Source organism: Rhizobium sp. AQ_MP, from assembly GCF_014237835.1.
GTDB lineage: Bacteria > Pseudomonadota > Alphaproteobacteria > Rhizobiales > Rhizobiaceae > Allorhizobium.
This window is the reverse complement of sequence record NZ_JACJVI010000001.1, coordinates 455,282-479,496: the sequence shown is the minus strand read 5'-3', so window position 1 is coordinate 479,496 and position 24,215 is coordinate 455,282. Positions and strand designations below refer to the sequence as shown.

The following is a 24,215-nucleotide window of genomic DNA, read 5'->3' as shown; positions in this document are numbered from 1 at the left end:
TTTCATGCGTTTTCTCCCCGTCAGCCTGACTGTCCTGATCGTCGAGTTGAAAGATCTCGACGAGACGCTCGCGCTCTTTGCCTCGCTTGAAGCCGAGCCGGTGAACGGCATCGTCGATATTGTCCCGGCGGCGCGGACGCTGATGATCCGGTTCCGTCCGGAGATCCTGACGGCGGAGGGCCTGGCAGCAACGATCAGCACCCGTGATCGTTCGGCGAAGATCGCGCCATCCGACATGCTGGTCGAGATCCCCGTCGTCTATGATGGCGAAGACCTGGACGATGTCGCGGCGCTGACAGGTCTATCCGTGAGTGAGGTGATCGAGCGGCATACGGCAAGCGAATTCACCGTGGCCTTTTGCGGCTTTGCGCCGGGTTTCGGCTATCTGGTCGGGGGCGATCCGGCGTTGCAGGTGCCGCGGCGGCAAAGCCCGCGCACGAAGATCCCCGCCGGATCGGTCGCGCTCGCCGGCGCCTTTTCCGGCGTCTATCCGCAGGCAAGCCCCGGCGGCTGGCAGATCATCGGCACAACGCCGCTCAAGATGTGGGACCTGACGCGCGATCCGCCTGCACTCTTCCAGCCGGGATACCGGGTGCGGTTCTTCGATCTTGCAAAGCGGCCTCAGAGCGTGGTTGTGCCCGGCCGAGCAGAACCGATCTCCACCGGCACCACTGCGTCTGATGCAGCCACGACGATTACTATCACCGCAGCCCCGATGCCGGCGCTGGTGCAGGATCTCGGCCGTTTCGGCCAGGCCGGACAGGGCGTATCCTCCTCAGGCGCTCTCGACCAGGGGGCCTTCCGGGCCGCAAACCGGATCGTCGGCAATCCCTTGGAAGCGCCCTGCCTGGAGATAACGCTCGGCGGTTTCGCATTCGAGATTTCCGGGCCGACCGTGATGGCCGTGACAGGTGCCCCATGCCCGATCGTTATCCGCAACAAGGCGGGTCGGAACATCGCCGCCGAAGGATATCAGCCGATTTCGCTCGAAGCGGGAGACACGGTTTCCCTCGGCTTTGCGACGCGCGGCGCCCGCAGCTACCTGGCATTTCGTGGTGGTCTCGACGTGGCACCGGTTTTGGGCAGCGCCTCGACGGATACGCTCGCCGTCGTCGGGCCGGCGCCGGTCAGCGTCGGCGCCGTGCTTGCCATGGGAAATGGGGAGCACCGCCTTTCGCCCGTGTCGCTGACCGAAAGCCCCGCATTTGTCTGTCCGGCACCGGGTGAAATCGTCACGCTCGATGTCGTCATGGGCCCCCGCAGCGACTGGTTCACCGAGCGGGGAATCGAAACGCTGTCGAGCCAGGTCTACGAGGTGACGCCGCAATCGAACCGGGTCGGGATCCGTCTCTCCGGTCCTGAGGCGCTAGAGCGCAAGGACAAGGCGGAGCTTCCGAGCGAGGGGACGGCGACGGGTGCCATCCAGGTTCCGCATAGCGGGCAGCCCGTGCTCTTTCTCGCCGACCACCCGCTGACCGGCGGTTACCCGGTTATCGGCACGGTCGCCGAATATCATCTCGATCTCGCCGGCCAGATCCCGGTGAATGCGAAAATTCAATTCCGGCCCATAACGCGCTTCGCCGAGATCGAGCCCGACCGGGCATGATCCGCCAAGCAGCGATGGCAGGCCAAGAGAGACAGTGAGGAGACCCCGATGAAGAAAGTGCTGATCGCCAATCGCGGCGAAATCGCCGTGCGCATCATCCGCGCCTGCCGCGACTACGGGCTTAAGTCCGTCGCGGTCTATGCCGATCCGGATCTGGATGCGCTGTTCGTCAGGCTCGCAGATGAGGCTTATGGGCTGGTCGGCAGTCGTCCGGCAGAGACCTATCTCGACATCCAGAAGCTCATCGAGATTGCCCGCCGGTCCGGTGCGGACGCGGTGCATCCTGGCTATGGGTTCTTGTCCGAACGGGCGGATTTCGCCCGCGCCGTGCAGGAGGCAGGCCTCACCTGGATCGGTCCGGATCCGCACGTGATCGAGGCGCTCGGCGACAAGGTCGAGGCGCGGCGGATCGCGCTTTCGGTCGGCGCTCCGCTGGTCGCCGGCAGCGACGGACCTGTCGAGACTGCCGAAGAGGTGATCGCCTTCGCAAAAGCACACGGACTGCCGGTTGCGATCAAGGCCGCGCATGGCGGCGGCGGGCGGGGCCTGAGGGTCGCCTGGAAGATGGAGGATGTGGCAGAGCTCTATCATTCCGCCGTGCGCGAGGCGGAAGCCGCCTTCGGTCGTGGCGAATGTTTCCTCGAACGTTTCCTTGATCGTCCGCGGCATATCGAGGCGCAGGTTCTCGCCGACAAGCATGGGAATGTTCTGGTGCTCGGCACACGCGACTGTTCGCTGCAGCGACGCAATCAGAAGCTCGTCGAAGAGGCGCCGGCGCCCTTCCTCAGCGATGCACAGCGGCAGGCGATCCACGACGCGGCGAAGAAGATCTGCGCGGCGGCGGGTTATTCGGGTGCCGGCACCGTCGAAATTCTGCTCGGTGTCGACGGGACGATCTCGTTCCTGGAGGTCAACACCCGCCTGCAGGTCGAGCACCCGGTGACCGAGGAAACGACAGGCATCGACCTCGTCGTGGAGCAGTTCCGAATTGCAGAAGGCAAGGCGCTTGAGGTGCTGGAAACCCCTGCCCCGCGCGGTCACTCGATCGAGTTCCGCATCAATGCCGAGGACCCTGGACGGGGCTTTCTGCCAACGCCGGGCGCAATCACCCGCTTCGACCCGCCATCCGGTCCGGGCGTGCGCCTCGACACGGGCGTTACCACCGGCTCGACCGTTCCGGGCACCTTCGATTCCCTGATGGCAAAGCTGATTGTCACAGGCGCGACCCGCGAGCAGGCGCTTGCCCGGGCGCGGCGTGCCCTGGCAGAGTTTTTCATCGAGGGTGTTGCAACGGTCCTGCCCTTTCATCGTGCCGCAATGGAAGCCCGCGACTTTACGGGTGAAGATGGTTTCCGCGTTCACACCCGCTGGATCGAGACGGATTTCGCCGAACCGCTTGCGGCGGCGGCCCGACCGGAACCGCTTCCAGATACTTCGGTAATCCGCACCCATGTGGAGATTGACGGCAAGCGGCACGAACTTGCCATACCGGCTCTGCTCCTGTCCGGGCTTGGCGGTGCCGCTGTTGGTGGCGGACATGGACAGACCGCTGCCAAATCGGAGGATGTCTCCAGCATCACCGCGCCGGTCTCGGGAACACTTCAGGCGTTCAAGATCGAGGATGGATCCGAGGTGCAGGCAGGCGATCTGATTGCCGTGATGGAAGCAATGAAGATGGAAACCCAGGTGACCGCAGCGCGCTCCGGCCGCGTTCGCTTCAAGGCCGAGGCCGGTGGCTATCTGCAGGCGGGGACGGAGATTGCGCGCTACGAAGCGTGACAATCAAGGCAGAAGGGCCGCTTGTCGGTGGACCACGATTGCTGCGTTGTCCCTACACGATCTGTCGACAGCAAAAGGCCCGCCAATGGCGGGCCAGAAGCTCTGGATCTGATCCAGGTCAGGCCTTGTCAACGACGTTCTTGACGGCGTCCTTCGCATGGCCCTTGGCCTGCTGCGCATCGCCCTTGGCTTCCTGGGCAAGGCCCTTCGCCTGAAGGCTGCGGTTGTCGGTGGCGTCGCCGACGGCCTGCTTGGCCTTGCCGGCCAGTTCGTTGGCCTTGCCGGCGATCTTGTCAGAAGTGGCACCCATGGTCGTTCTCCTTGTTGGCGGTCTCGCACGGCACCGAAGCCGTTTCACGATCCGCTTGGCCAGAAAACGCTCATGGAGGCCAAACGTTCCGGCTGCCGTTCAGCGCTTGTAGGCGCCGAGACCCGGCCGGTAGGTCTTGTCGTCCAGGAATTGCTTCAGCCCCTCGGCGCGGCCATTGCTCTTGTCCAGGAAGAGCATTTGTTCGAGCTTGGCATAGATGTAGTCGTCCGCCTGCTCCCAGGGCATGTTACGGACACGCTTGAAGGTATCCTTGGCAGCCTTGAGAACAACGGGGTTCTTTTCGAGCAGGCTCGCGCAGAGGACGCGGACGCGGGCTTCGAGATCTGCCAGCGGCACGGACTCGTTGACCAGCCCCATCTCCCTTGCCTTACGGCCGCCAAAGGTTTCGCCGGTCATGATGTAGTAGAGCGAATCCCTGTGGTTCATCACTTCTGCCACGGCGCGCGTCACGTTGCCGCCCGGCAGGATGCCCCAGTTGATCTCCGAAAGGCCAAAGGTCGCCTCGTCGGCGGCAATCGCCAGATCACAGGATACGAGAGGGGTGAAGGCCCCGCCGAAGCACCAGCCGTTGACCATGGCAATGGTCGGCTTTTCAAAATACATCAGACGGTTCCACCAGCCGCCGGACTGGCGCCGGCTCTTGAGAACGGCCGCGCGACCCTTGCCGTCGTTCTCCCTGAAGTACTCCTTGAGGTCCATGCCGGCGGACCAGGACTGGCCGGCGCCGCGCAAGACCAGAACGCCACAGCGATCGTCGGCTTCGAGTTCGTCAAGCACTTCCAGCATCCGGACATTCAGTCTCGGATTCATGGCATTGCGCTTTTCAGGGCGGTTCAGGGTGACAAAGGCGATCCCGTTGTCGAACTCGACGAGAACCGGGTCTGGCTGGGTATTCGCATCGGACATGATGGACTCCTTGAGGCATTACGTTGGGGCGATGATGCCCATTGATCAATTTTCACTGCGGCGCATGGGTCTGGCGCAAGATGTGCTTTTGTGCCTTGCCGGATGCCGTTCGCGGTATCTGGTCGAGAAAAACAATGCGGCTTGGCCGCTTGTAGGATGCCAATCGTTCCGCGCAGTGGGCAAAGATTTCCTCGGTCGATGGCGCATCCGCGCGCGCCACGACAAAGGCAACGCCGCACTCGCCCCACTTGGCATCGGGAAGTCCGATGACCGCGACATCCTGAACCTTGGGATGAGCCCCGATCACGGCTTCGATCTCGGCGGGGAAAACATTCTCGCCGCCGGAGATATACATGTCCTTCAGGCGATCCGGTACGTGGATCACACCGCCTTCGGCGCGACGACCGAGGTCGCCAGTGCGATACCAAGACCCGACGAACGCGCGTGCCGTCTCCGCCGGCTTGTTCCAATATCCGGGGGTCACCGAGGGGCCCTTGACCCAGATCTCGCCAACTTCGCCATCGCGAACATCCTGCCCATCCTCGCCAACCAGGCGGACGGCGAGAAGCGGAGCGGGATAACCGACGCTGCCGGGGTGCCGCGCGACCGCATCACGGTCCAGCGGCATGTGAATGGTCGTACCAGCCTCGCTCATGCCATAGCCGTTGACGAGGGGGATGCCGTCTTTCAGGAAGGTCTCGATCAGCGCGGGAGACAGTGGAGCCCCGCCGATGAAAATTGCCTGCAGCGCCTTGAGAGCCGTCGGATCCCATGCCGGTGAATTCCGCAAGGCTGCAGCCATCTGGGGAACAGCGAAGTAATGGGTGACCCCGAGGGCTGGATCGCCGAGGACAGAGAGCGTCCGCTCGGGCAGGAAGCGGTCGGAGATGATCAGGCGACCGCCCATCATCAAGGTGGTTCTGCCGATGGCGACCAAACCAATCGTGTGAAAGAAAGGAAGATCGCAGAGCGACACCGAGCGGCTTGTCACTTCGCCGACCAGCGAAAAGTTGATCGCAGAAGCGAAGGCGTTCCCTCTGGTGATGATGACACCTTTCGGGGTTCCCGTTGTGCCGGATGTGTAAAGCATAATGCATGGGGCATCCGCATCCAACACGACGGGCTCCGCCTCCGGACCCGAGGCGACCATCGCCGCCCAGCCCTGCTCGCCGTCAATGGCGATCGTCTTCGGCGGGATATCCGCCATCTCGGCAACAACTGCCACAAACTCTTCGTCGTGCAAGAGCACGGACGGCTGACAGTCCTCAAGGATCTGGGCCAGCTCTGCGGCACCGAGACGCCAGTTGAGGGGCACAAATACGAAGCCAGCACGCTGGCAGGCCAGGCAGACAACCAACTGCTCGATGGAGTTGCGCCCCAGAAAGGCGATGCGCTGCGCCGCAGGTTGCTGACCGACGATCTCTGCCAGACGCTTGGCTGCACGCCCGACGGCACCGTTCAGTGCCGCATAGGTCGCACTGCGCCCGGTCGCCACCTCGTAGACAGCCTGTCGCTGCGGCGTGGCCATCGCGCGATAGATGACAGGGTCATCCGTCTCAAGGCCAACGGCAGCCCTCTCTGCCCACTCCGACCGCAATTCAGGCTGCATGCTCGTACCCCCTCTCGCCAGCCACTCGGGCCCTCCTTGGCGATTTGTATGTTACGCATACTAATTACAGTCTTGCCATTTGACAAGCGGTAATTTGACTGTTGCAGTCGAAAGTGATCATGAATGATTCCACACTCTTGGCGGCGCATGAATGGAATGGAAGCCATGACTCGACACAACGACTTGAAGCCGGCGAATGACGACGAGGTTTTCGAAGTGGGGTCTCCGCTCCGTACCGGTCGCCTCGATGATATTCTCGGCTTCCACTTGAGAATGGCGAATGTTGCCGTGTACCAGGATTACACGGCCGCGATGGGCGACATTGGATTGACGCAGAAGCAGTTCGCGGTGCTCGAACTCATTTCAGCCAACCCAAGGGTCAGCCAGATCGACATCGCGAACCAGCTCAGCATGGACCGGGCTACGATGATGGCTCTGGTCAACCGTCTTGAGAGTCGTGATCTTCTGGAGCGGCAGCCATCACCGGTCGACCGGCGACGCCAGGAATTGCTGCTCACCGGAGCGGGCGCAGAGATGCTGAAGCAGGCTCGAAGCATCCAGCAACAGCATGAGCTGCGTTTCACCTCACGTTTCTCGGCGGAGGAACTCGAGGCTTTCATTCAGTGTCTCAAGCGCATCTATTCGGACATCGTTCCGCGCAACGGCCAGTTGGACTGATCCCCCGAACATCCCGAACGAAAACGGCCGCCTTGTGGGCGGCCGTTCCATTTCAGATCTTAGAAGGGGTAATGCTGGTTGGGATCTTCGATCGTGATCCAGCGCAGTTCCGTGAATTCGGCAATCGCTGCCTTACCGCCGAAACGGCCATAGCCACTGCCCTTGACACCACCAAACGGCATCTGCGGCTCATCGAAGACCGTCGGGCCGTTGATGTGGCAAATGCCGGATTCAATGCGGGCGGCAACGGCGAGCGCGCGACGGATATCACGGCTGAAGACCGCGCCGGACAGCCCGTATTCGGTGTCGTTGGCGACACGGATCGCCTCTTCCTCGCTCTTCACACGGATGATCGGCTTCACGGGGCCGAAGCTCTCTTCGGAGTACATGCGCATATCAGGCGTCACCTGATCGAGCAGCGTCGCCTCGACAACGCTGCCTTCGCGCTTGCCGCCAGCCACAAGCTTGGCACCCTTGGAAACCGCGTCGGCAATTAGATCATCCATTTTCTTCGCCGATTCCAGGCTGATCAGCGAGCCGAGGACGACGTGACCCTTGGGGTCGCCGGCCGGCAGCTTGGATGCTTTGGCGGCAAGCTTGGCGACAAACTCGTCGGCGATCTTCTCGTCGACGATGATCCGTTCGGTCGACATGCAGATCTGGCCCATATTGGCAAATGCGCCGAAGGCAGCCGCGTTGACGGCAGCGTCGATATCGGCGTCGTCGAGAATAACCAGCGGAGCCTTGCCGCCGAGCTCGAGCAGAGCCGGCTTCAGATGACGGCCGCAAAGCTCACCGATGATCTTGCCGACCTTGGTGGAGCCCGTGAAGTTCACCCGCTTCACGGCCGGATTGGTGATCAAGGCCTCGACGATCTTAGCTGCGTCTTCCGGTGCATTGGTGATGACGCTGATGGCACCGGTCGGCAGACCGGCTTCCACGAGGCATTGTGCGATCAGGCGATGAGTGCCGGGGCACTGCTCGGACGCCTTCAGGATGACAGTGTTGCCGCAGGCGAGCGGCATGGCGACGGCGCGGGTGCCAAGGATGATCGGCGCATTCCAAGGCGCGATGCCGAGGCAAACGCCTACGGCTTGGCGCATGCCCATGGACAGGGAGCCCGGCTTGTTCGACGGAATGACTTCGCCCGAGATCTGCGTCGTCATCGAGGCGGCCTCGCGCAGCATGCTGGCGGCGACCATAACGTTGAAGGCGCCCCAATGACCGGTGGCACCTGTTTCCGCCACGACCAGTTCCGAGAACTCGGCGGTTTTGGACTCCATGATTTCGGCAGCCTTGAGCAGAATCTTGCGGCGCTCACCCGGGCCAGTCTTCGACCATGCTGGGAAAGCGGCTGCGGCCGCCTCGACAGCTGCATTTGCATCCTCGAGGCTGGCAGCCGACGCCGTGGTCGCGACTTCCTGCGTGAAAGGATTGATACGGGTAAACGTACGCCCGCCGGCGGCTGCCTTTTCGGCACCGTTGATCAATAGCGATACATGCATATTCATGGATCTTCCTCCTCCATCATTATCCGGTTTAGAAACTGGTCAGCCGTCGTCGACCTGACCCACCTGCTCTCTTGCGATCCCGTTTCGATCCTCCAGCCAGCAGGGTATGCAACAAAGGATCGGCGACCTCCCCCGACCCAAAATATTTTGTAAGTCTAGCAAACAATTGCTTTTTGACAAGTGGTGCCGCTTGCTTGCGTGGTCAATAAGGAAGCCCGACATAGTTCTCGGCCATGGCCGTCGCGGCGGCCCTTGAATGCGTCAGGTAGTCGAGCTCGGCCTCCTGGATCTTCTGGCCGAAATCTCCGGTATCCGGGAACCGATGCAGCAATGTTGTCATCGACCAGGAGAAGCGAACCGCCTTCCAGACACGTTTCAGCGCACGGGTCGAATAGGCATCAAGCGCTGCGCCGGACTTCTCCTGATAGTGTTCGAGAAGCCCATCGATCAGATAATGCACATCGGATGCGGCAAGGTTCAGACCTTTGGCGCCAGTCGGGGGCACAATATGAGCGGCGTCGCCCACGAGAAACAAACGACCGAAACGCATCGGCTCGGCGACGAAGGAACGCAGCGGCGCGATCGACTTTTCGAAGCTTGGCCCCGTCACCATTGCCTCGGCATGGTGGACGGGCAAGCGGCGGCGCAACTCGTCCCAGAAGCGGTCGTCGGACCACATCTCGACCCTGTCATCGAGCGAGCACTGAACGTAATAGCGGCTTCGGGTTTCAGAGCGCATCGAGCACAGCGCAAAACCGCGGGGGTGGTTGGCATAGATGAGTTCGTGGTTGACCGGCGGCACGTCGGCGAGGATTCCCAGCCAGCCGAAGGGATAAATCTTTTCGAAGGTTTTGATCGCACCTTCGGGCACCGCCTTGCGGCTTGCGCCATGGAAGCCGTCACAGCCGGCGATGAAGTCGCAATCGATGCGCTGCGTGACACCATCCTTCTCGAAGGTGACATAGGGATGGTCGCCATCGAATCCGGACGGGACGACATTGGCCGCATCATAGATCGTGACCCCGCCATCGCGCTCTCGGCGCTCGATAAGATCGCGCGTCAATTCCGTCTGGCCATAGACCATGACCCGCTTGCCACCGGTGAGGTCGAAGAGATCGATGCGGTGGTCCCGCCCGTCAAAGGCCAGCGAAAAGCCGTCATGCGGCAAACCCTCGCGATGCAGGCGTTGGCCGACACCGGCGCGATCAACAAGACCCACCGTTCCTTCCTCAAGCACACCGGCGCGGACACGTGCGAGGATGTGATCCTTGCCGACGCGATCAACGATGACGTTGTCGATGCCCGCATTGGTGAGAAGCTGCCCGAGCAGCAGGCCCGAAGGGCCTGATCCGATGATGACGACCTTTGTCCGCATGCTGTTCCTCCCGCCGCGCACCCAACTTGTCTTTCGGCAAATCTGGCGGGATGGGGCGATCTCAACAATGGACGCATCGCGTCTTTTGTTGCACAAATCGAACATGACGAAACGCAAGCAACAGATCCGTGGGCATATCCCGACCTATGAACTTTATGGAGAGGACGATCCGGCAGGATCGCGTTTCTGGGTGCATTGCGAGACAATTCCTGCTCGAAGCGCGCTTCATCATTGGGAAATCGGGCTGCACCGGCACGAACGCTACTTTCAGATCCTTTTGGTGACCGGGGGCTCCGGTGATGCGATCTTCGAAGGCAGTATTGCCCGTTTCGAACCGAATTCCATCGTCACTGTCCCGCCGGCGGTCGGACATGGCTTCCGCTTTTCACCGGACATCGACGGTTACGTCTTTACGTTTCTCGCCAGTCGCCTCCCCGTCCGACCGGGGGAACCGAGTGCGCTCGGGCAGTTTCTTTCCGCCCCGAGTATCACGCGCCTTGCTCCGCAGGATCCGGACAGCCATCTGATCCTTTCGCATCTCTTGCGGGTCGCCGCAGAATGGCAGGGACGCCTGACCGGGCGTACCGTTCTCATGGAGACGGGGCTTGCCGCTGCACTCGCCCTCGCAGCGCGGCTTGCCGCACAGGACCGGATCGAGACTGAAGAAACGGATGATAATGACCGAAGGGTCGAAGCCTTCTCCTCCCTTCTACATCGGGAGGTGCGCAATCAGCGGCCGGCTTCGTTTTATGCCGATGCGCTGGGCATCACGCCGACCCACCTGAACCGCGTTCTCAGGGCGAAAACGGGTCTCGGCACCCAGCAACTGGTGGCGCGCCGACTGATCGAAGAGGCGCAACGGGAACTGCTCTTCACGCCCGGAAGCATCAAGGAAATCGCATTTCGCCTGGGCTTTTCCGATCCAGCCTATTTCTCCCGGTTCTTCAGTCGCCAGACATCCATGACGCCTGCCAGTTGGCGGGCGCAAGAGCAGGCACGGCTCGGCTCCCGTGCCGAAAGAAGGTGATCCCTCAGGGGGCGCTTAAGAGATCGATCAGGACCTGCCGCATCTCGTTCATCGGCCACTCGCGCGTTTGTGCCCCCGGGATCATCCCTGAGAGGAAGCCTTCGCCCTCGAACCGGGCGACGAGTTCCCTATCTGCCGAGACAACATGGATCGGCACCGCACGTGATGCATTCGGACCCGTGACGATGGCCGCCGGCTGATGGTCTCCGAGGATCACGAAGACGGTGTCCTCGCCGAAGCGCGCCATGTAGCTGCCAAGCGTGTGCAGAGAATAATCGATCGTCTGGATGTACTGACGGCGCACACGTTCCGGATCCGCCCAGACCACGGAAGGCGGATCTCCCCTTTCCGCCTGCTCGCTGAAAATCGAACCATCGCCGACTGCATCCCAGTCGATGAGCCGCGCGACGGGCGTCCAAGGCGCATGGCTGGAGATCAGCGCAACCTCGGCCATCACGTTTTCGCCCGCCTCACGGGCGGGCTTACGCCCAAGGCGCTCGAAGGCCGAAAGCGTATACTGGTCCGGCATCGTGACCCAGTTGAACGGCTTGCCGCGATATTCCAGATCGGCAGCGGCCAGAACCTGGCGATAGCCATAATAGGCGCTCTCCGGCCAATCCATGGTGATTGCCGGCATCACGGCGATGCTCTTCCATCCCCCCTCCGCAAAAAGACGGTTGAGGCTCGGCTGCTGGCTGATCATCAGCCGGTCATAGCGCGCCTGGCTGTCGACCCAGAGACCAGAGAGAAGGGTGCCATGGGCCAGCCAGCTCAAGCCACCGACTGTCGGAGATGTCACCCAGGCGCTGGCGGAGGCGAGACCGGCTCCTGCAATTTCCGCGTCGACGCTCTTCAATCGTGGGAGCGTGATCATCGAGTATCGGGGGTCCTCGATGGCCGAACGTCCGTAGGATTCAACAAAGATCAGTACGAAATCCTTGCCCTTCAGTCGCTGGAAGAGGCCGGAACCGCTGTGCGGGCCTTCTCCTCTGGACAACGCACTTTCGAAAAGATGCATGTCCTCAATAGAACGGACGACCAAGGCAATTCTATTGTTGAGATAGGCGGGGATCTTTGCATCGACGCGCGGCGTGCCGGCCCAAAGGGCAACCCCGCCGAAGACGGCAAGCGCAGCCATCACAAGGACCAACCAGGATCGAGCGGGACGCGCCGTCTCCGACAGCCAGCGCGCTGCCGACAGGAAGAGGAGGAGGAGCAGGATCAGCCCGACCAAAGCTGCTGCGACGCCGGCAAAGGCAACAAGCCTCCCAACCGTACCGGACATCAAGTTCCAGCCATCGGAGAGCATCTTCACGTCAAGATAGGGATTGAAAGGCCTCTGGAAGGCGGCTTGCGTGCCAATATCGGCAAGCTTCAGAAACAGGATGATCAGGAGCAGCAGACCAAAAACCAGTGCCACAAACCTCCTCAGACCTCTCGGCACGACAAGCAGCAGAAGCATCATCAAGGGCCATTCGAGCGGCAGGCGGGCAAAAGCCGCGGCATCAATGGCATCGGGATGATCCGGCAGCGTGAACGCAGTCCAAGCGATCAGCGTGACAATCAAGGCGCCGACCATCGAGCGGATAGCACTCGTGCGGGTCATGAGAGAGCCCCCTCAACTCCAGAGCAAACATTTCCGTTGCGTATTCCTGATTCCGGACTCATGAAGGTCCGCGAAGCTTCTTCCTGCGTACCGGTTGGAAACAGACGCTTCATCATCGACGAAAGCCCCAACATTTGGCCATCCTGCGTTTCCTTGTCCCCCTCGCGCTGATCGCTATTCTGGTTTTTCTCGTATCCAGAACGGATGTGCACGCGTTGAGATCGGCATTCTCGCAGGTCTCTATCGGCCACGTGATTTTCGGGCTGCTGCTTGTCCAGGTGCAAGTCGTTGCATCGGCGCTTCGCTGGCGCTTTACCGCCATGCGGCTCGGTGAGACGATACCCGCCACCGTGGCGGTGAGTGAATATTATGTCGCGAGTTTCCTCAACCAAACCCTGCCGGGCGGTGTGGCCGGAGATGCCATCAGAGCCTACCGGATGCGCAATGCGGGGAATGGAGGCTGGAAAGGACCGGCCAAAGCCGTTGTTTTCGAGCGCCTGTCGGGACAAGCCGCCTTTTTCGTGCTTGCCCTGTCCGGCCTGATTGCTTGGCCGTTCGTGCTCGGTGGCGAGGAAGCCGGGCGCCGGGCCTCGCTGCTGGTCCTCTGCTTTCTTATGCTGGTCGTCACGCTCGGCCTTGTCCTTGTTGTCTTCGGCCACAGATCTTCTCGTTTCAGACGGATCAAGGAAGATGTCGCCCTGGTCTTCCTTCGCCGGGGCGCGCTTGCGATCCAGTTCGGACTGAGTGTCCTTGCCGTCGGCAGCTATGTGGCGACCTTCATCCTGGCAAGTCATGCCGTGGGTGCACCCCTTCCATGGATCGCTGCGCTGACCATTATCCCACTCTGTCTGATCGCCATGCTGGTACCGGCTGGTTTCGGCGGCTGGGGCACGCGCGAGGCCGCAGCCATGGCGCTTTGGCCCTTGCTTGGCGCGACCCAGACCGAAGGGCTCGCGGCGAGCCTGGTCTATGGCGGACTGTCGCTCGCGGGCGCCCTGCCGGGCCTCGCAATCATCACGCTCGAAGCGATCCGCGGCAGGCCGCGTCGCGCCTGACGCTGTCGTCATCGGGTCTCGATCCGGGCGTAGACATCACCGGATTGCGCATCCGCCTGCATTTGCGACAGCTCGACCAGAAGCTCGTCCGCAGATTTCCAACGGTCCCAGACAAAGCGATGCTGCTCGCCAACGACGCGGTTGAAGCGGTAACCTCCAAGTCCCATCAGCCGGTCGATCGCATTGGACGCGACCGAGGGCATGGCGGGGATGTATTCGAAGGCAACCAGCGGGATTGGCTTGGTGAGGCCGTAAAGGATCTCCGCCTCCGCGCCCTCCACATCGATCTTGCAAAAGGCTGGCATGCCGTATTTCGCAATCAGATGGTCCAGCGTCACCATGGGGACGGTTACCTTGCGGTCCCAGACCACCTGCGAGAAGCCCTTGCTTTGCTTGACCGTCTCGACGAAGCGGCTCGAAATGCTGGTCACAGTCGGGTGACGGCTCGATATCAACAGGTCGATTTCACCCGCCGAGCGTCCGACGGCGACCCGTTCGAAACCCTTCAACCGGTCCAGAAACCGGCTTTCGATGAAATCGGCAAAGGCCGGCTGCGGTTCGACCGCAACGACGTCGGCGCGAAGGTCGAGAAGAGTGCGGCTTCGGCTGCCGACATGGGCGCCGATATCGAAGACCAGATCCCCCGGCTTGACGATCGAAGCGTAAAACCGGCGCAGGGCGGTGCGGCGCCAGGGCTGGCCATAATAGACCACAAGCGACCGGGCGAGACCGAAGGAGGTGGAGAGACGCTCTGCAAAACCACTCATGGGGAGACCGGCGGGCGCAGGAGATAGATGACGTCCACCGTGAAAGAGTAGACCAGTGCCAGAAGCGCCACTGCGGCGATCAGCGTCGAATAAGGCGGGGTGACGAAGGGCACGAGGATCACGCAGAGTGCTGCAATCTGCACGACGCAAACCAGCTTGCGCCGAAACGATGGGAACAGCTCGCCGTTGAGGCGCGGGATCAGCCAGCCAGCCGCTACGAAGCCGTAGCGCATCAAACCGATCAGCAGAACCCAGAGAGCCGCTTTCTCCAAAAATGCCGCAGCCAGCGACAGGACAAGGATCAGAAGGGCGTCCACTTCCATATCGAAGCGGGCCCCAAGCGGCGATTCATGCCCGTAGCTGCGGGCGAGATAACCATCGACCCCATCGAGCGCGAGCGCGATCAACACCACCGCGACAAGGGTCCAGAGCGCAATGTCTGCGGCCGCAAGGCTGTCGAAGCACAGGACGGTGGCGCCGGTCAGGCTGACAAGACAGGCGCGGAAGGCCGTCACCAGATTGGCAGGCCCGAACTTCCGATGCGGGTGATCCGGCAGGGCATAGACGACGAGCGCGAACATCAGCGCAAGCGACAGAATGACGGAGGCAACGAAATCCCAACCGAGCGGCAGACCAAATGAGACCAACAGTGCGAGGACCGAAGTGCCGACGAGGAGGCCTGACAGTCCCGATAGCGTGTCGGCCAACAGGCCAGGTCGCTGCCGCAGGCGCGACGTCCAGTCGGCCGGCATAGTCGACCAACGCCGACCGAAATCATCGCCGCCAAGCCGTTCAGGCTCGCTCGCCATCGCGTCTACCTCCCTGCCCGCTTTCGAGCTTACTCTGCAGCGACCAGCGTTTCCAGATCCAGCATATGGCCGGCGCGCAGGGTCTTGGTGCGCAGGTAGTTTTCGTTCTCGGCCGTGACACGGCCGGTCACGGCGGCCCGCGCCTCGACGTCGATACCGCCGAGCTTGAGGCCTGCGATCTTCGTCGGGTTGTTGGTGTAGACCGCAACCTTGGAGATCTCGAGATGCCGCAGCATGGCCACGGCCGCCTCGTAGCGGCGGTGGTCCTCGGCAAGACCTAGTTCCGCATCGGCATCGATCGTGTCGAGACCAAGGTGCTGGTAGCCATAGGCACGCATCTTGGCGCCGATACCGGTGCCACGGCCTTCCTGGTCGAGATAGAGAAGCACGCCGCCACCGGCCTGCTTCAGGAGCGCTAGACCGTTGCGCAGTTGGTCGCCGCAATCGCACTTCAGCGAGCCGCAGAGGTCGCCGGTGATGCAGGACGAATGAATGCGGATAGGGACGGTCTTCGTCACATCAGGCCTGCCTACGACGATCGCGACCTGATCCTTCTGTGCCAGCCCGCCACGGAAGACGACAAAGTCGGCATCGCCCAAATCCTTCAGCGGCACGCGCGTACTTACCACCTTGTCGAAGCGCTGGCGCGCGGCATCGGCACCCTTCAGCCGATTTGCTGCAATCTCGCAGCAGGCGCCGAAGCGGTCCGAGATCGAGGTCACATCTGCGAGCACCATGGCCGGCAGCAGCAGCGCCAGGCGTGCAAGTTCTGCCGACTGGGATGCGAGCGCATCAGCAGGCTGCCAGATGGCAGGCTTTTCGGCGCCCAATGCGTAAGCGAGACGCGACGATTCATCAAAGGAGACGCCCGCGAGCGGAGTGATCACGTCACGGTCGACGCCGATTCCGAGGCGACCGGCGCGAGGTGAAGTGAGAAGAAGATTGTGGCGATTGTCGGTCGCCGAAGCAAACTGGTCAAAGAGCGAGGGGGCCACACAGTCAAGCGCCAGCACCGCGAGCTTCCGTTCTCCCTCCGTGAGCACGACGGGGCGACCATAGCGCAGCTCGGCTACGGCGCGTTCTACTTCGATTGCGGCGGATGAGAATTGGAAAGCGGACTGGCTGGACTTGGACATGAGGCGTACTCTCCCTATCAGTGGCAACCATTACGCCGGAGTATCGGCTATGGTTTGCGAAGGTGTCATAAAATTATTTTGATGACGTCCTGGGAACAAAATGTCTGCTTCCGCAATACGTTCCATTGGGACGCAAATTTAGGGTAGGGGTAGCGCAGTTTGAAGCTCGACAGGGATGAACAGACCGTATCTGGTGCAGAGACCGCTTCGGCGCTGTGGTTCGAGGCTCCGGAAATCTGCCGCATCCGGCAGGAAGAGCTTCCCTCAGTCGGTGAAAATCAGGTTCTGATCCGCAACCTGTATAGCGGCATCAGCCGTGGCACCGAGGCACTTATCTTCAAGGGGCAGGTGCCGGAGAGCGAGTTCGACCGCATGCGCGGGCCGCACATGGAGGGCTCCTTTCCCTTCCCGGTCAAATACGGCTATGCCGCAGTCGGCGAGGTCGAAGATGGCCCTCGGGATCTGATCGGACGGAATGTTTTTGCCCTACATCCCCATCAGGGTCGATTTGTTCTCCCCGCCGATCAGGTTACGCCTTTGCCGGACGCCTTGCCGCCAAGGCGCGCCGTGCTGGCCGCCAACATGGAGACGGCGCTGAACATCACCTGGGATGCGGGCATTCAACCGGGCGATCGGGTCGCTGTCTTTGGTGCGGGCGTGGTTGGAGCTCTGGTTGCCTATCTCTCATCGCGGATCGTCGGTACCGAGACGGTGCTGATCGATCAGGATCCGATACGCCAGAGCCTCGCTGCAGACCTCGACATCCCCTTTGTCGAAGCTGGTTCACTTGAGGGCGAATTCGACGTACTTGTGAACGCGACCGCGTCGGGGGCAGCACTGGCAAATGCGATAGACCATGCCGGGCTCGAAGCGCGGATCGTCGAGGCCAGCTGGTACGGCGACCGCCAGGTCAGCGTGCCGCTGGGCGGTGCCTTTCACTCCCGGCGTCTGTCTCTGGTCAGCTCCCAGGTCGGCGGCATTCCATCCTCACGCCGGGCGCGCTGGAGCTATCGTCGGCGCATGACAAAAGCGCTCGAGTTGCTGCTGGACGGTCGCCTCGACCGCCTTATCTCCGGCGAGACGACATTTTCTGAACTGCCCGACGCTTACGCACGTATCCTGAGCACACCGGGCACGCTCTGCCATCGCATCCGCTACTGACGAAAGAGATCTCATGTTTGCCGTTGAAGTTCGAGACCATATCATGATCGCCCACAGCCTGCCGCGCCCCGTGTTCGGACCGGCCCAGGGGATGCATGGCGCTACATTCGTCGTGGATGCCGCCTTCTTCACCAAAGATGTGGACGAGGATGGGCTGGCCGTGGATATCGGAGCTGCAACCACCGTGCTCTCAGAGACGCTAAAGCCGCTCAATTACCAAAACCTCGATGAGCTCGACGTCTTCAAGGGTAAGGTCAGCACGACAGAGGTTATCGCCAAGCACATCTTCGACGAGCTGGCACAGGCAGTTTCCGACAAGCGTCTCGGCCCGGGCAGCCACCGGATCTGCCGCCTCAAGGTCACCCTGCACGAGTCGCATGCCGCCCGTGGCTGGTACGAGGCCGATCTTTGAGCCGTTCGCTGGTTTTCGCCTATCCTGGCGACCTTTCGCTAAAGACCGGCGGCTATGGTTACGACCGCAAGGTCATCGACGGCCTTCGATCGCTCGGGTGGCATGTCCAGCTCTTGTCCTTGGGTGATGGCTTTCCGGCTCCCTCGCAGGCGACACTGCAGCATGCAAACGAGGTCCTTTCCGCTCTGCCGGATCGGACGCTCGTGCTGGTCGACGGACTGGCCTTTGGGGTGCTCGATGCCTGGGTCGGTGCCCATGCCGACCGGCTGCGGATCGTGGCCCTCGTCCACCACCCGCTCGCGCTCGAGACGGGGCTTTCCGCAGACGAGCAGGAGCGGTTGCGCAAAAGCGAGCGGCTGGCGCTCGAACGGGTACGGCATGTGCTCGTGACATCGCCGATGACAGCACGTGAGCTGGTCGAGAATTATGCGGTCTCGCCTTCAGCGATCACCGTGGCTCTGCCCGGCACCGAAAGGCCGAGCAAGGCGCGCGGCACCGGCGAGATCCCGCGCATCCTTTCCATCGGCACTCTATCGCGCCGGAAGGGTCATGATGTGCTGCTGGCAGCGCTCAAATCCATCGACGATCTGGAGTGGCAGGCCGTCATCATCGGCAGCAAGACACTCGATCCGTCGACGGCTGCAGCGCTGGCCCGTCAGGTCGAGGCGCTGGAGCTGACGGGGCGTGTTGACTTGCGGGGCGAAGTGGACGACCCCAGGGACTTCTACGCCTCATCCGACATCTTTGCACTCGCGAGCCGCTATGAGGGTTACGGCATGGTGTTTGCGGAGGCGCTTTCGTTCGGTCTGCCGATCGTTGCTTGCCACGCCGGAGCCGTTCCCGACGTCGTGCCGGAGGACGCAGGCATGTTGGTCCCGGTCGACGACAGCACAGCATTTGCAGATGCCCTGCGCCGGCTTCTGACCGACGCCGGCGAACGTCAGGCTCGGGCTGCAGCCGCACGGCGCGCGGGCGAGGCGCTGCCGGACTGGCCCGATACGGCCAAGATCATTTCCAACGCATTGGACGGTATGGCATGAGTGGCTTCGACAAGGACTGGCTGGCGCTTCGCGAACCGGTCGACATGCGTGCGCGGGCCATGCCACTCGTACCGCAGCTGGCTGGCATCCTGGACAAGAGAGAGCGCCCTGTCGTCCTCGATATCGGCTGCGGGACAGGCTCCACCTTTCGCAGTCTGTCCAAGCATCTTCCAGCCGGCGTGTGCTGGCACCTGCTCGATTATGACCCGCTGCTTCTGGCGGAGGCCGAGCGGCGGATTGGCAAGCGTGCCGATGTGACATTCCGGCAATTCGATCTGAACGCGATCGAGAGCCTCGACCTCTCAGAAGTCAACGTGGTGACGGCTTCGGCGCTTTTCGATCTCTGCTCGGCGGCGTTTTGCGACATGTTCGCCGCGAGCCTTGTGGCGAGCAGCACAGGTCTCTACGCCGCACTCAATTATGACGGTGTGATGGAGTGGTCGATCGTCCATCCGCTCGATCAGCAGGTTGCCGACGATTTCAATCGCCACCAGCATTACGACAAGGGCTTCGGACCCGCGCTCGGCCCCGATGCAACCGAACATCTGCGCCAGTGCTTTGGATCAGCCGGTTATGATATCGCCATCGCCAGCAGCCCCTGGATCATGGGGCCCGAGGATGAAGCCCTGCAGGTGGCATTCCTTCGGGGGCTTCGGCGGCCCCTCGTGGAGGTTGGATTGCTGACTGAAAACGAGATCCAGGCATGGTTGCAGTTTCGACTGGATAAGATCAGCGAGAGCGGCAGCTCATGCGTGGTCGGCCACACGGACATTCTCGCCCTGCCCCGCTTCTGAAGTAACCTTGTTGCGCAAATCGCAGTCGAAGACGATGTCACTGCCAAGGGTGTAGACGCGGGCTGCCGGCCTATGGGCGCTCGAAAGCCGTTCGATCGGCGGCAGCGCGATGCCCGTGGGGCCGGAGCCGATGATCAGCGGGGCAATCGAAACGTGAAGCCTGTCGACGAGATCAGCTTCGATGAAGCGCGCAATCGTCCGCGCACCGCCTTCGACAAGTATGCGGTGAAGGCCGCGCGATGCCAGGGCGTCGAGAATATCTTTCGGATCGAGCCCAGTCTTGCTGCGTCGCACCCTGACGACGTCCGCAGCGTACCGTTTTTCGGCGGCATCGTGGCCTTGCACCAGGATAACCGGCGCGCCGCCGTCGCGGAATAGCCGTTCCTCGCCCGTCAGTTCGGCGCGACAGTCGATGACCACACGAACGGGGTTCGGTCCCTTGACGGCACGCACGGAGAGCCTCGGATCGTCGCATTTGACGGTTCCGACGCCAACGATGACCGCTTCCACCAGGGCCCGGCAGCGATGAAGATGGGCGATACCCTCCGGGCCTGAAATATCGCGTGCATCACCTGAGGGGGTTGCGACCCGACCGTCAAGGGATTGTCCCACCTGGGCAAGGACGAAATGCCGAGCGGCGGCTGCAATCGGAGCATAGAGGGCCATGACCGGCTCGGCATCATCAAGGGCAACAGGGGCCTTGCTGCCTCGCATTGCGAGCAAGCGTGCCCAGAGCTGATCCGTCATGTCGATCTTGCGCATGCGATGTCGTCCTGAGATTTACAAAATGCGGTAGAGCGTACGGTCTCGACGGATCACATGGTGGAAAATGACCGCCGCGAAATGCAACGCAAAGAGGGCCAAAAGGATCCATGCACTCCAGGTGTGAATGGCCGATAGGGCGAAAGCGATGTCCGGCGACTTGCCAATGGGGCTCCAGACAGTGAACAGGCCAAACCATTTCAGCGGAAAACCATGTGCGTTGGTGGCCAGGAAACCGGACACAGGCATAATGATCAGGAAGAGATAGAGAAGCCCGTGAACGGTGTTGGCTGCAGCCTTCTCGAGCGGAGGCGCCTCAATACGGGGCGCGCCGCTTGTCATTCGCGTGCCGATACGTACCAACATCAGCCAGAGAACCAGGAAACCCAGGCTCTCGTGAATCAGGTAGAAGTCGAGCTTCACGTCGTCCTTGACGAAACCGATCATCTGGCCGAGCGGCCAGGTCATGAGAACAAGAGCTGCGATCAGCCAATGCAGAACGCGAAGCGAGCCGGCATAACGCTCGGCTGTCGATAATGCGCCGTTCATTCCATCATGCTCCGATCCCGGACCGTTCGTGCTGCCTGCAGCCTTACCGGCATTACAAAACCCACCGGCACACAGGATGTGTCGGTTTGACGACAATGTAAACGTAAGATGACGGCTGACAGATCAGGTCACACTGTGGTGATCACAACGTGGGCGGTGCCTTCTGGAAGAAAACGTAGGAGCCCTTGGCGACCTTGAAGATGTCGCAGTTTCTCCGAACCTTGCGATCGCCTTCGAGCCGGAAGACCCCCAACGAACCCGAGAACCCGTCCGGAGACATTATCCGCTCGGGTGCGAACGCCAATTCGCCATATCGCCCGGCAAGCCCGATTGCCATGGCCATGGCATCGAAGCCATATCCGGCATAGGTGGATGCGGGCATACCGTAACTTGACATGTAACGGCTCCCGATACGGGCTTGCACGTTCTGATCGTAACGACACACGATACTGCCGGTCAGCTTGGGCTCGTTCAGATCCTGCGGTGTCAAGACAGCGCTTGCAACGATCCGGCGCCCGGGCAGCGGGGGCTTGGCAGCATCGGCCTTCTTCAAGATCTCGCCAGGCGTCTTTATGCCGGGCATCAAGACGACCATGTCGGCCTTGCCCCAGGATGCCAGCGCCCGCGCAGGCAAGGCACCGCCGGCGACCTCTACGATCGGCTCGACCTTGCCCCCAAACGCCTTGATCTGCTGAGCAATGCGCTCTGCCTGCAGTTTCTCGGCCGCAGACGATGCAAGAATGACAGCATGCCTCGCCCCTTCAGCCATGGCAAAGGAAGCGCCTTCAATCAGACTGTCCGCGGGGCTGGACATAAACGGATAAACGCCCTCGGGAAGACTGGCTTCGTTGGTCTGAAACGCGATCATCGGAACCTGCAAGCCTCCAAGGCCGCGCTGGATCGCTTCAAACTCCGCGCCGCGCGCCGTGGTGATGATCAAGGATACCTGCTCGCGTGCCAGGGTCTTTGCAGCAGCCTCAATTGCTTCCGGCTTTTCAGTGGTCTCCAGCATGGTCAGCTTCACCACATCGGAGCCCAAGGTGTTGACCGCAAGCGCCGCACCGTCCCTGAACTCGGTATCAGCCTGTCGGCTCGGTTGCTCGGCCCGGCGAACACCGACATAGGCAACCTTAACCGCCCCAGAACCGAGCGTCTGATTGTACAAGCCCGCATCCCTGACCGGTCCTGCGGGCGCAGCAGATCCGGCTGCGGAACCGCTCGCCGGCTTGAAGTCATCAGTCTGGCAGGACGCCAGCCCAGCAAGCAACAGCACGAAGGTGCCAGCACGCCACGAGTTCCGGATGATTTTCTCTGATACGACCATGTTGTCGATTAAGTCTCGCGCTGATCCTGCGCCGAACCGTAAGCACAGGCACACCCCGAAGCAAGAGGAAGGGTGTTCCATATCTGGGCAGATCGCAATCATGGTAACTGCGGCTGCCCAACCATTTACATGCAGAGGCAAATGGCCGGTCACGCAAGAGTCCCGACCGGCAAGGACGCCTAGGACCCAAAGTTAATCACGGGTTACGATTATTCGACGTATTTAACTATAATATATACTCCGGGCTTCAAAGTATAGAAATCATGTGTTGGAACCAATAATTCAAACAAAATTGCTAGTCTCCAAGCAACAACTGGAGAATAGCGATGCAAAAGAACAAAAAGAACATTATCGCAATCTCGGCCCTCGCAGGAGCCATGCTGGCCTCATCGGGTGCAACGGCAAGCCCCCTTCTGCCGCAAACACTGTCATCCTACTCCACGGTGGCGCAGACGCTGGTCCTTGGGATCAGTCCTGTCATGGCGTCGCTGGGCAAGAGTTTCATTGGCAATTTCGAACAGCAGTGGCAGCAGGCTGCTCACCTCCTCGCGCGGCCGACACCGACGACAAGCGTCGCTTTCGTCCCGGGTGCCAAAGACTTGTCGACGGGCGCAGTCAGCAGACCTCAGAACAGCCTGTCACCGAATGCAGCCAGAACGCAGACGGACGATGTCTTCGGCTCGGTTGCCATTCCCTTCAAGAAACTCGGTGCGCTCAGGAAGGCCGCACCGACCTTCGCAGAAATCGCCAAGGGCACGGCGCTGAAATGCGGCAAGGTCAACTGCTTTGACACCGACGCCGTCGTGCAGCGCACCGCGGCCGGTAGCGGCATGTCGTCGGTGCGCGACAAGCTCAACCTCGTCAACCACGAGGTGAACAGCAGGATCAAATATCGAAAGGATATCGATAGCCATGGTCGCCTGGACCAATGGTCCTCCCCTTCGCAGACGCTCGCGTCAGGTTATGGCGACTGCGAGGATTATGCTCTGTTGAAGATGGCGGTCCTTGAGGCGCAGGGCTTCTCGCTTCAGGATATGACCCTGGTCATCCTCTATGACAAGAAGCGGCATTTCTATCACGCTGTGCTTTCCGTCGAGGTGCAGGGAACGCATTACATCCTCGACAACATGCGCAATCAGGTCCTCGCCGACAGCCGGCTTCCCGATTATCAGCCGCTGTTTTCCATTTCGAATGGACGCGGCTTCCTTCATGGCACCCGGACAAAGGGCAAGGCCACGGCAATGAAGAGCTTCGACAGCATTGCCCCGGGCGAAGGCGGGGAGCTCTGACCTAAGCCTTAAATTCTCGCAAGTGGCATATCAGCCGCGAACGACATAGCCGATCACCATCTGCTTCTGGTGGGTCGGCGCCATCGCAAGGTTCATCTGACCAGTCAGCTGTTTGCCTGCGCAGGTCGCGGTGAACCCCGTGGTGATCATCTTTCCCTTGGTCGACAGGCCCTGAAGAGCTTCGTCGACCTGCGTGTCGAGCACGAAGCGAAAGCCGGCGGAAAGTTGTGCGACATTGCCCAGCACCAGACGCTGCTTCAGCATTGTCATGAAGGGCTCGTTGAAAAACTGAATCTTCTTGTCGCGGGTCAGGACAATCGCTGGGGTTGGGCAAGCCTGAATCAGCGCATTCAGATTTTCCAGCGAATAAACGTTCTCGGTGAGCGCCAGCCGTCGCCACATCCAGCGAAACGCTATGACCCGCAACATGGATGCGAGGTTGCCGTTCTCACCCACCTGGGCGGCCGCCTGATCAACGACATCCCCCAGCGACTGGCGCGAACCGCCGATGAGCCAGGCAAGGCCCTCCCAGTAGACGCTTTCGAGCCGGATGCCTCGCCGAGTGCCTCCCCTGCCCAGGATCGCCCGAAACTTCGGCTCGGCATCGTTTTCTTCCACATGGCGCATGGCAGCCGGATTCAGATCCGCCTGCTCCAAGAGACCCGACTGGCGATCGGGAAGCGCCATGG

At 61.4% G+C, this 24,215-nt stretch carries 23 protein-coding genes; 10 read left to right on the top strand and 13 right to left on the bottom strand.

The features are described 5' to 3' along the window. Positions 1 to 4: 4 nt before the first annotated feature. Positions 5 to 1,606: an urea amidolyase family protein gene (locus H6M51_RS02430; protein WP_185808278.1), complete on the top strand. Its 1,602-nt coding sequence runs from the start codon at positions 5 to 7 to the stop codon at positions 1,604 to 1,606. Positions 1,607 to 1,654: 48 nt separating this feature from the next. Beyond that, positions 1,655 to 3,385, top strand: coding sequence for a biotin carboxylase N-terminal domain-containing protein (locus H6M51_RS02425; RefSeq protein WP_185808277.1), 1,731 nt, complete (start codon positions 1,655 to 1,657; stop codon positions 3,383 to 3,385). A gap of 118 nt (positions 3,386 to 3,503) precedes the next feature. Here H6M51_RS02425 and H6M51_RS02420 read toward each other — a convergent pair whose 3' ends face one another. From H6M51_RS02420 to H6M51_RS02410, 3 genes are all read right to left on the bottom strand, one after another. Further along, positions 3,504 to 3,695, bottom strand: a complete 192-nt coding sequence (locus H6M51_RS02420) for a CsbD family protein (protein ID WP_185808276.1) — start codon at positions 3,693 to 3,695, stop codon at positions 3,504 to 3,506. A gap of 99 nt (positions 3,696 to 3,794) precedes the next feature. Then, entirely contained in the window at positions 3,795 to 4,622 is an 828-nt protein-coding gene (locus H6M51_RS02415; RefSeq protein ID WP_185808275.1) for a p-hydroxycinnamoyl CoA hydratase/lyase, read from the bottom strand. A 52-nt stretch (positions 4,623 to 4,674) separates the two neighbouring features. Beyond that, complete coding sequence (locus tag H6M51_RS02410) at positions 4,675 to 6,231, bottom strand: AMP-binding protein (RefSeq protein ID WP_185808274.1); 1,557 nt, start codon at positions 6,229 to 6,231, stop codon at positions 4,675 to 4,677. 165 nt (positions 6,232 to 6,396) lie between these two features. On the opposite strand from H6M51_RS02410, the gene H6M51_RS02405 reads away from it, so the two are divergent. Continuing rightward, on the top strand, positions 6,397 to 6,909 hold the full coding sequence (locus tag H6M51_RS02405; RefSeq protein WP_185808273.1) for a MarR family winged helix-turn-helix transcriptional regulator: 513 nt from the start codon (positions 6,397 to 6,399) through the stop codon (positions 6,907 to 6,909). Positions 6,910 to 6,968: 59 nt separating this feature from the next. Here the strand turns inward: H6M51_RS02405 and H6M51_RS02400 are convergent, their stop codons facing one another. Both H6M51_RS02400 and pobA read right to left on the bottom strand, forming a co-directional pair. Then, positions 6,969 to 8,414: an aldehyde dehydrogenase gene (locus tag H6M51_RS02400; protein WP_185808436.1), complete on the bottom strand. Its 1,446-nt coding sequence runs from the start codon at positions 8,412 to 8,414 to the stop codon at positions 6,969 to 6,971. Between the two features lie 208 nt (positions 8,415 to 8,622). Beyond that, a complete protein-coding gene (gene pobA, locus H6M51_RS02395) occupies positions 8,623 to 9,795 on the bottom strand; it encodes a 4-hydroxybenzoate 3-monooxygenase (protein ID WP_185808272.1) in 1,173 nt (390 codons plus the stop codon). Positions 9,796 to 9,898: 103 nt separating this feature from the next. On the opposite strand from pobA, the gene H6M51_RS02390 reads away from it, so the two are divergent. Then, entirely contained in the window at positions 9,899 to 10,822 is a 924-nt protein-coding gene (locus H6M51_RS02390) for a helix-turn-helix domain-containing protein (RefSeq protein WP_210314667.1), read from the top strand. A gap of 4 nt (positions 10,823 to 10,826) precedes the next feature. Here H6M51_RS02390 and H6M51_RS02385 read toward each other — a convergent pair whose 3' ends face one another. Continuing rightward, complete coding sequence (locus H6M51_RS02385; protein ID WP_185808271.1) at positions 10,827 to 12,428, bottom strand: sulfatase; 1,602 nt, start codon at positions 12,426 to 12,428, stop codon at positions 10,827 to 10,829. 206 nt (positions 12,429 to 12,634) lie between these two features. On the opposite strand from H6M51_RS02385, the gene H6M51_RS02380 reads away from it, so the two are divergent. Next, positions 12,635 to 13,483, top strand: a complete 849-nt coding sequence (locus H6M51_RS02380) for a YbhN family protein (RefSeq protein ID WP_407073536.1) — start codon at positions 12,635 to 12,637, stop codon at positions 13,481 to 13,483. Between the two features lie 8 nt (positions 13,484 to 13,491). On the opposite strand, the gene H6M51_RS02375 is transcribed toward H6M51_RS02380, so the two are convergent. The 3 genes from H6M51_RS02375 to ribA are packed head-to-tail and all read right to left on the bottom strand — an operon-like array spanning position 13,492 to position 16,195. After that, the gene (locus tag H6M51_RS02375; RefSeq protein WP_185808269.1) at positions 13,492 to 14,250 is read right to left on the bottom strand and encodes an FkbM family methyltransferase; all 759 of its coding nucleotides are present in this window, start codon (positions 14,248 to 14,250) and stop codon (positions 13,492 to 13,494) included. Next, entirely contained in the window at positions 14,247 to 15,059 is an 813-nt protein-coding gene (locus H6M51_RS02370) for a CDP-alcohol phosphatidyltransferase family protein (protein WP_185808268.1), read from the bottom strand. The genes H6M51_RS02375 and H6M51_RS02370 overlap by 4 nt, the downstream gene beginning before the upstream one ends. 29 nt (positions 15,060 to 15,088) lie before the next feature. Continuing rightward, positions 15,089 to 16,195: a GTP cyclohydrolase II RibA gene (gene ribA, locus H6M51_RS02365; RefSeq protein WP_185808267.1), complete on the bottom strand. Its 1,107-nt coding sequence runs from the start codon at positions 16,193 to 16,195 to the stop codon at positions 15,089 to 15,091. Positions 16,196 to 16,354: 159 nt separating this feature from the next. Between ribA and H6M51_RS02360 the strand changes: the two genes are divergently transcribed. From H6M51_RS02360 to H6M51_RS02345, 4 genes are read left to right on the top strand one after another with little or no spacing between them, the layout of a single operon-like run. Next, positions 16,355 to 17,356: a zinc-binding alcohol dehydrogenase gene (locus H6M51_RS02360; RefSeq protein WP_185808266.1), complete on the top strand. Its 1,002-nt coding sequence runs from the start codon at positions 16,355 to 16,357 to the stop codon at positions 17,354 to 17,356. 13 nt (positions 17,357 to 17,369) lie between these two features. Continuing rightward, positions 17,370 to 17,768 (top strand): 6-carboxytetrahydropterin synthase, encoded by a 399-nt coding sequence (locus tag H6M51_RS02355; protein WP_185808265.1) that lies wholly within the window; start codon positions 17,370 to 17,372, stop codon positions 17,766 to 17,768. Beyond that, entirely contained in the window at positions 17,765 to 18,808 is a 1,044-nt protein-coding gene (locus H6M51_RS02350) for a glycosyltransferase family 4 protein (protein ID WP_185808264.1), read from the top strand. The genes H6M51_RS02355 and H6M51_RS02350 overlap by 4 nt, the downstream gene beginning before the upstream one ends. Continuing rightward, complete coding sequence (locus H6M51_RS02345; RefSeq protein ID WP_185808263.1) at positions 18,805 to 19,602, top strand: methyltransferase domain-containing protein; 798 nt, start codon at positions 18,805 to 18,807, stop codon at positions 19,600 to 19,602. The genes H6M51_RS02350 and H6M51_RS02345 overlap by 4 nt, the downstream gene beginning before the upstream one ends. On the opposite strand, the gene H6M51_RS02340 is transcribed toward H6M51_RS02345, so the two are convergent. From H6M51_RS02340 to H6M51_RS02330, 3 genes are all read right to left on the bottom strand, one after another. Then, the gene (locus H6M51_RS02340; RefSeq protein WP_185808262.1) at positions 19,555 to 20,364 is read right to left on the bottom strand and encodes a RibD family protein; all 810 of its coding nucleotides are present in this window, start codon (positions 20,362 to 20,364) and stop codon (positions 19,555 to 19,557) included. The two genes, H6M51_RS02345 and H6M51_RS02340, sit on opposite strands and share 48 nt — an antisense overlap. An 18-nt stretch (positions 20,365 to 20,382) precedes the next feature. Beyond that, complete coding sequence (locus H6M51_RS02335; RefSeq protein ID WP_185808261.1) at positions 20,383 to 20,913, bottom strand: cytochrome b; 531 nt, start codon at positions 20,911 to 20,913, stop codon at positions 20,383 to 20,385. A 142-nt stretch (positions 20,914 to 21,055) separates the two neighbouring features. Then, a complete protein-coding gene (locus tag H6M51_RS02330; protein ID WP_246780357.1) occupies positions 21,056 to 22,078 on the bottom strand; it encodes a hypothetical protein in 1,023 nt (340 codons plus the stop codon). 485 nt (positions 22,079 to 22,563) lie between these two features. Between H6M51_RS02330 and H6M51_RS02325 the strand changes: the two genes are divergently transcribed. Beyond that, the gene (locus H6M51_RS02325; RefSeq protein ID WP_185808259.1) at positions 22,564 to 23,526 is read left to right on the top strand and encodes a transglutaminase-like cysteine peptidase; all 963 of its coding nucleotides are present in this window, start codon (positions 22,564 to 22,566) and stop codon (positions 23,524 to 23,526) included. A 30-nt stretch (positions 23,527 to 23,556) separates the two neighbouring features. On the opposite strand, the gene H6M51_RS02320 is transcribed toward H6M51_RS02325, so the two are convergent. After that, positions 23,557 to 24,213 carry an aryl-sulfate sulfotransferase gene (locus H6M51_RS02320; RefSeq protein WP_246780356.1) on the bottom strand — a complete coding sequence of 219 codons (657 nt, stop codon included), beginning with the start codon at positions 24,211 to 24,213 and terminating at the stop codon, positions 23,557 to 23,559. Between the last annotated feature and the right edge of the window lie 2 nt (positions 24,214 to 24,215).